Below are 6,016 nucleotides of genomic sequence, written 5' to 3'. Positions count from 1 at the left end.
GGGGGGGGGTGGGGGGCCGGCGGTGTGGGCCCCCCCAAACCCCGGGGTCCAACCCCCGCTCCCACATGACCGGGATATATCGGTGTTACCGTCCGTCACCTTTCCCTGCCTCAAAAGGGGGCGAAACGCCACAAACCGGTGCAGCGGTCCTACGAAAAATGACAAAGCCAAACGCCAGGGTTGCCGGATTACAAGGCTTTGCGAATAATAGGCGCGCAATTTGCTTGATAGATCGGTTCCCTGTCATTTGCCTTTGCATAAACCTCAAAGGCTGTCAATAATCTCGGGTCGTATTCTCGGTGCATCTGTAACTAGTTGTCGCATTGAAGAAATATCGGCTTCGGGGCTGTCGCTAAAATGCCGGACACTTGCCGCCGCCCGATGAGCCACGCTCCCGAGCCGCGCGCCGCTATCTGCGTTGTACCCATTCGCATATTGGGCCTGTGCTCACTCTGCCATTTATTGCCCTTTACCGATGGAGTCCTGAGATGAAGAAACTCGTGCTTCTTGGCGCCCTGGCGCTGTCCGTGCTGTCGCTGTCCTCGTTCGCCGACGAGAAGCCTTTCAAGATCGGTATCGAAGCGGCCTACCCGCCGTTCGCCTCCAAGGCTGCGGACGGCAGCATCGTCGGTTTTGACTACGACATCGGCAACGCCCTGTGCGAAGAGATGAAGGTCAAGTGCCAGTGGGTCGAGCAGGAGTTCGACGGCCTGATCCCGGCGCTGAAAGTGCGCAAGATCGACGCCATCCTGTCGTCCATGTCGATCACCGAAGACCGCAAGAAGTCGGTTGATTTCACCAACCGCTACTACCTGACCCCAGCGCGCCTGGTGATGAAGGAAGGCAGCACCGTCGCCGACAACCTGGACGGCCTGAACGGCAAGAAGATCGGCGTGCAGCGCGGTTCCATCCACGAGCGTTTCGCCCGCGAAGTGCTGGCGCCAAAAGGCGTGGAAGTGGTGCCGTATGGCTCGCAGAACGAGATCTACCTGGACGTGACCGCCGGCCGCCTCGACGGCACCCTGGCCGACGCCACCCTGCTGCAGGACGGCTTCCTGAACACCGACGCCGGCAAGGGCTACGCTTTTGCAGGCCCCTCGTTCACCGACGTCAAATACTTCGGTGACGGCGTGGGTATTGCCGTGCGTAAAGGTGACAAGGCTGACCTCGACAAGCTCAACGCTGCCATCGCCGCCATCCGCGCCAATGGCAAGTACAAGCAGATCCAGGACAAGTACTTCAACTTCGACATCTACGGCCAGTAACTGGCTGTAAGCGTCACCCGACAGATGGTGCAAGCCGCAGGCGCTGAGGCTTGCACCATTTTTTCATTTCCACGGTCGAGGAAATTTACATGTTAGAAGGCTACGGGGCAGTCATCCTCGATGGCACCTGGCTGACCTTGCAGTTGGCCCTGTCGTCGATGGCACTGGCCATTGCCCTGGGATTGATCGTCGTCGCACTGCGGCTGTCGCCGGTGCGTTGGCTGGCCTGGCTGGGGGCGACCTATTCCACGGTCATCCGCGGCATTCCCGACCTGGTGCTGATCCTGCTGATCTTCTTCGGCGGCCAGGACCTGCTCAACCGCGTCGCGCCCCTGCTGGGCTTCGACGACTATATCGACCTTGACCCAATGGCGGCCGGTATCGGCACGCTGGGCTTCATTTTCGGGGCGTACCTGTCGGAAACCTTCCGTGGTGCGTTCATGGCCATCCCCAAGGGGCAGGCCGAGGCTGGCCTTGCCTATGGCATGAACAGCCGCCAGGTGTTCTTCCGCGTGCTGGTGCCGCAGATGATCCGCCTGGCCATTCCAGGCTTCACCAACAACTGGCTGGTACTGGTCAAGGCCACGGCGCTGGTGTCGGTGGTGGGCCTGCAGGACATGATGTTCAAGGCCAAGGCCGCGGCGGACGCCACGCGCCAGCCGTTCACTTTCTTCCTGGCGGTGGCCGCGCTGTACCTGGTGATCACCAGCGTCTCGCTGCTGGCCCTGCGCTTCCTGGAAAAACGCTACTCGGCTGGCGTAAGGGTGGCTGAACTATGATTTTCGATTACAACGTGGTCTGGGAAAACCTGCCGCTGTACTTCAGCGGCGTGCTGGAAACCATCAAACTGTTGCTGCTGTCGCTGTTCTTCGGCCTGCTGGCGGCCTTGCCGCTGGGGCTGATGCGGGTGTCCAAGCGGCCGCTGGTGAACCTGCCGGCATGGCTGTACACCTACGTGATTCGTGGCACGCCGATGCTGGTGCAGTTGTTCCTGATCTACTACGGCCTGGCCCAGTTCGCCGTGGTGCGCGAGAGTATCTTCTGGCCGTGGCTGTCCAGCGCCACCTTCTGCGCCTGCCTGGCATTTGCCATCAATACCAGCGCCTACACCGCGGAAATCGTCGCCGGCAGCCTCAAGGCCACGCCCCATGGCGAGATCGAGGCGGCGCGGGCCATGGGCATGTCGCGCGTCAAGATGTACCGTCGCATCCTGCTGCCGTCGGCCCTGCGCCGGGCGCTGCCGCAGTACAGCAACGAAGTCATCATGATGCTGCAGACCACCAGCCTTGCGTCCATCGTCACCCTGATCGACATCACGGGGGCGGCACGCACAGTGAACGCGCAGTACTACCTGCCGTTCGAAGCCTATATCACCGCAGGCGTTTTCTACCTGTGCCTGACCTTTATCCTGGTTCGCCTGTTCAAGCTGGCCGAGCGCCGCTGGCTGGGCTACCTGGCACCACGCAAGGGCTGAAGACATGCAACGCATCGATCATCCATTGCCCTGGAGCACCCTGGGCAGCGAACGCCACCTGAGCGTGTTCCGCTTCGGCAGCGGCGAGCGCAAGGCCTACATCCAGGCCAGCCTGCACGCCGACGAATTGCCGGGCATGCGCACCGCCTGGGAACTGAAAAAGCGCCTGCTGGCGCTGGAAGAGGCCGGCCAGCTCAAGGGCGTCATCGAGCTGGTGCCGGTGGCCAACCCCATCGGCCTGGGCCAGCTGCTGCAGGGTGCCCACCAGGGGCGTTTCGAGTTCGGCAGCGGCAAGAACTTCAACCGCGATTTCCATGAGCTGAGCGAGCCGGTGGCTGCCGCGCTGGCTGGCCAGCTGGGTGACGATGCCCACGCCAACATTCGCCTGGTGCGCCAGGCCATGCGCGACACCCTGGCGGCGCTGCCGCCGGCGGCGAGCCAGTTGCAGGGCCTGCAACGCCTGCTGCTGAGCCATGCCTGCGATGCCGACGTGGTGCTGGACCTGCACTGCGACGCCGACGCCACGCTGCACATGTATGCGCTGCCCCAGCACTGGCCACAGTGGCGCTCGCTGGCCGCGCACCTGAACGTGCGCGTGGGCCTGCTGGCCGAAGACTCGGGCGGCAGTTCGTTCGACGAAGCCTGCTCGCTGCCATGGCTGCGCCTGTCCCGGTGTTTCCCCGATGCGCAGCTGCCACTGGCCTGCCTGGCCACCACCGTTGAGCTGGGCGGCCAGGCCGATACCGCGCGTGATGACGCCGAGCGCCATGCCGAAGGCATTCTGGCGTTCCTTGCCGAACAGGGGCTGATCGCCGGCGAGTGGCCGCCAGCCGCCAACGAACCGTGCGAAGGCATGCCCTTCGAAGGCACCGAATTGCTGTTTGCCCCGCACCCCGGCGTGGTCAGTTTCCTGCGCGCGCCCGGTGAATGGGTAGAGGCGGGCGACCCGCTGTTTGAAGTGATCGACCCGTTGGCCGATCGCGTTACCGTCGTGTGTGCCGGCACTGCCGGCGTGCTGTTTGCCATCGAACGACTGCGTTACGCCCAGCCGGGTTTCTGGCTGGCCAAGGTCGCCGGGCGCCAACCCCTTCGTCGCGGGCGCCTGCTCAACGACTGACTGTTTTGTGAGAACCGCTATGTACAAACTTGAAGTCCAGGACCTGCATAAACGCTACGGCAGTCATGAAGTGCTCAAGGGTGTGTCCCTGGCCGCCAAGGCCGGCGATGTCATCAGCATCATCGGCTCCAGCGGCTCGGGCAAGAGTACCTTCCTGCGTTGCATCAACCTGCTGGAGCAGCCGCACGCCGGCAAGATCCTGCTCAACAATGAAGAGCTGCAACTGGTGGCCAGCAAGGACGGCGCCCTCAAGGCCGCCGACCCCAAGCAGCTGCAGCGCATGCGCTCGCGGCTGTCCATGGTGTTCCAGCACTTCAACCTGTGGGCGCACATGACCGCCCTGGAAAACATCATCGAGGCGCCGGTGCACGTGCTGGGCGTGTCGAAGAAAGAGGCGCTGGAAAAAGCCGAGCACTACCTGAACAAGGTCGGCGTGGCGCACCGCAAGGACGCCTACCCGGGCCATATGTCCGGCGGCGAGCAGCAGCGCGTGGCCATCGCCCGTGCCCTGGCCATGGAGCCCGAGGTGATGCTGTTCGACGAACCTACCTCGGCATTGGACCCGGAACTGGTGGGCGACGTGTTGAAGGTAATGCAGGACCTGGCCCAGGAAGGCCGCACCATGGTGGTGGTCACCCACGAGATGGGCTTCGCCCGCGAGGTGTCCAACCAACTGGTGTTCCTGCACAAGGGCCTGGTGGAAGAGTCGGGCTGCCCGCGCGACGTGTTGGCCAACCCGAAATCCGAGCGCCTGCAGCAGTTCCTGTCCGGAAGCCTGAAGTAGTCGTCATTTGATACAAACGATGACTGCCACGTTGTTGTAGAAAGGGGCATGCTGCGCGTCCTGGCAGCATGTTCCTTCCACCCGCTCTGCCGAGCATTGATCCTGAACAGGTTTCGGACCGCACCCCATGACAGCCCAACGAATCGGTTTTCTCATCTGGCCGAGCACCAAGGCCCTGACCCTGGCGCTGGCTGAAGAGGCCCTGGATGTGGCCCAGAAGGTGCACCCGGAAGTGGCCTACGAGATGGTGTTCCTGCACGCCGAGCCTGCCCCCGAGGGCGGTTGGCAATTGCCGGGCGAGCCATGGGCGGGCCGCCTGGAAGGCTGTCAGAAACTGTTCCTGCTGGCCGACGAGCCACCGGCCGCGCTGGCGCCTGCGCTGGCCACTGCGCTCAAGCAGCTGGTGCGTTCGGGCTGCGTGATCGGCGGGCTGTCCGCAGGCGTCTACCCCATGGCCCAGGTCGGCCTGCTGGATGGCTACCGCGCCGCAGTGCACTGGCGCTGGCAGGATGATTTCACCGAGCGTTTCCCCAAGGTCATTGCCACCAGCCACCTGTTTGACTGGGACCGTGACCGCATGACCGCCTGTGGCGGCCTGTCGGTGCTCGACCTGCTGTTGGCGGTGCTGGCCCGCGACCACGGTGCCGAGCTTGCGGGCGCGGTGTCTGAAGAACTGGTAGTCGAGCGCATCCGCGAAGGCGGCGAACGCCAGCGCATCCCCCTGCAGAACCGCCTGGGTTCCAGCCACCCAAAGCTCACCCAGGCGGTGCTGCTGATGGAAGCCAACATCGAAGAGCCGCTGACCACCGACGAAATCGCCCAGCACGTGTGCGTGTCGCGCCGGCAGCTGGAGCGCATCTTCAAGCAGTACCTGAACCGGGTGCCGAGCCAGTATTACCTGGAACTGCGCCTGAACAAGGCGCGGCAGATGCTGATGCAGACCAGCAAGTCGATTATCCAGATCGGCTTGTCGTGCGGGTTCTCGTCGGGGCCGCATTTTTCCAGTGCCTACCGCAATTTCTTCGGCGCAACGCCACGCGAAGACCGCAACCAGCGCCGCAGCAGCAGCCCGTTCGAGCTGTCGTCGGTGCCTGCGGAGCGCGGGTAACCACCATCCCACAACGCCCGCAGACCCCGTAGCCGCTGCCGCCAGGCTGCGCTGGCCCTCAGCCACACTGAAAATCTCCAGCGTACTCAGGGGCCAGCGCAGCCTGACGGCAGCGGCTACGGATAGTGGTGAGGCTGGCGGGTGCATGCCTTGGTTTTTCTGGCGCTCTTGAGATCGAGCGCCGCCCGCGCGGCGCAACGCAGCCTGGCGGCAGCATCTACATTTGTTGCACCGTGCCATGGCCTGATGGATTGGCGTTGCCAGCCTT

At 63.6% G+C, this 6,016-nt stretch carries 6 protein-coding genes; all 6 read left to right on the top strand.

Annotated features, from left to right (window positions below):
• Positions 1 to 488: 488 nt before the first annotated feature.
• Positions 489 to 1,265, top strand: a complete 777-nt coding sequence (locus AC0SZ7_RS10835; RefSeq protein WP_475504399.1) for an ABC transporter substrate-binding protein — start codon at positions 489 to 491, stop codon at positions 1,263 to 1,265.
• Between the two features lie 89 nt (positions 1,266 to 1,354).
• Positions 1,355 to 2,044, top strand: a complete 690-nt coding sequence (locus AC0SZ7_RS10830; protein WP_457356931.1) for an ABC transporter permease — start codon at positions 1,355 to 1,357, stop codon at positions 2,042 to 2,044.
• Complete coding sequence (locus AC0SZ7_RS10825) at positions 2,041 to 2,739, top strand: ABC transporter permease (protein WP_027978663.1); 699 nt, start codon at positions 2,041 to 2,043, stop codon at positions 2,737 to 2,739. The genes AC0SZ7_RS10830 and AC0SZ7_RS10825 overlap by 4 nt, the downstream gene beginning before the upstream one ends.
• 4 nt (positions 2,740 to 2,743) lie before the next feature.
• Positions 2,744 to 3,856, top strand: coding sequence for a M14 family metallopeptidase (locus AC0SZ7_RS10820; protein WP_475504398.1), 1,113 nt, complete (start codon positions 2,744 to 2,746; stop codon positions 3,854 to 3,856).
• A 19-nt stretch (positions 3,857 to 3,875) separates the two neighbouring features.
• On the top strand, positions 3,876 to 4,640 hold the full coding sequence (locus AC0SZ7_RS10815) for an ABC transporter ATP-binding protein (protein ID WP_027978661.1): 765 nt from the start codon (positions 3,876 to 3,878) through the stop codon (positions 4,638 to 4,640).
• A 127-nt stretch (positions 4,641 to 4,767) separates the two neighbouring features.
• A complete protein-coding gene (gene argR, locus AC0SZ7_RS10810) occupies positions 4,768 to 5,748 on the top strand; it encodes a transcriptional regulator ArgR (protein ID WP_475504397.1) in 981 nt (326 codons plus the stop codon).
• Positions 5,749 to 6,016: the final 268 nt, after the last annotated feature.

The organism is Pseudomonas sp. JC1203 (assembly GCF_056175065.1).
Note: the sequence above shows the minus strand (reverse complement) of the source record. Positions and strands in the feature narration are given on the sequence as shown.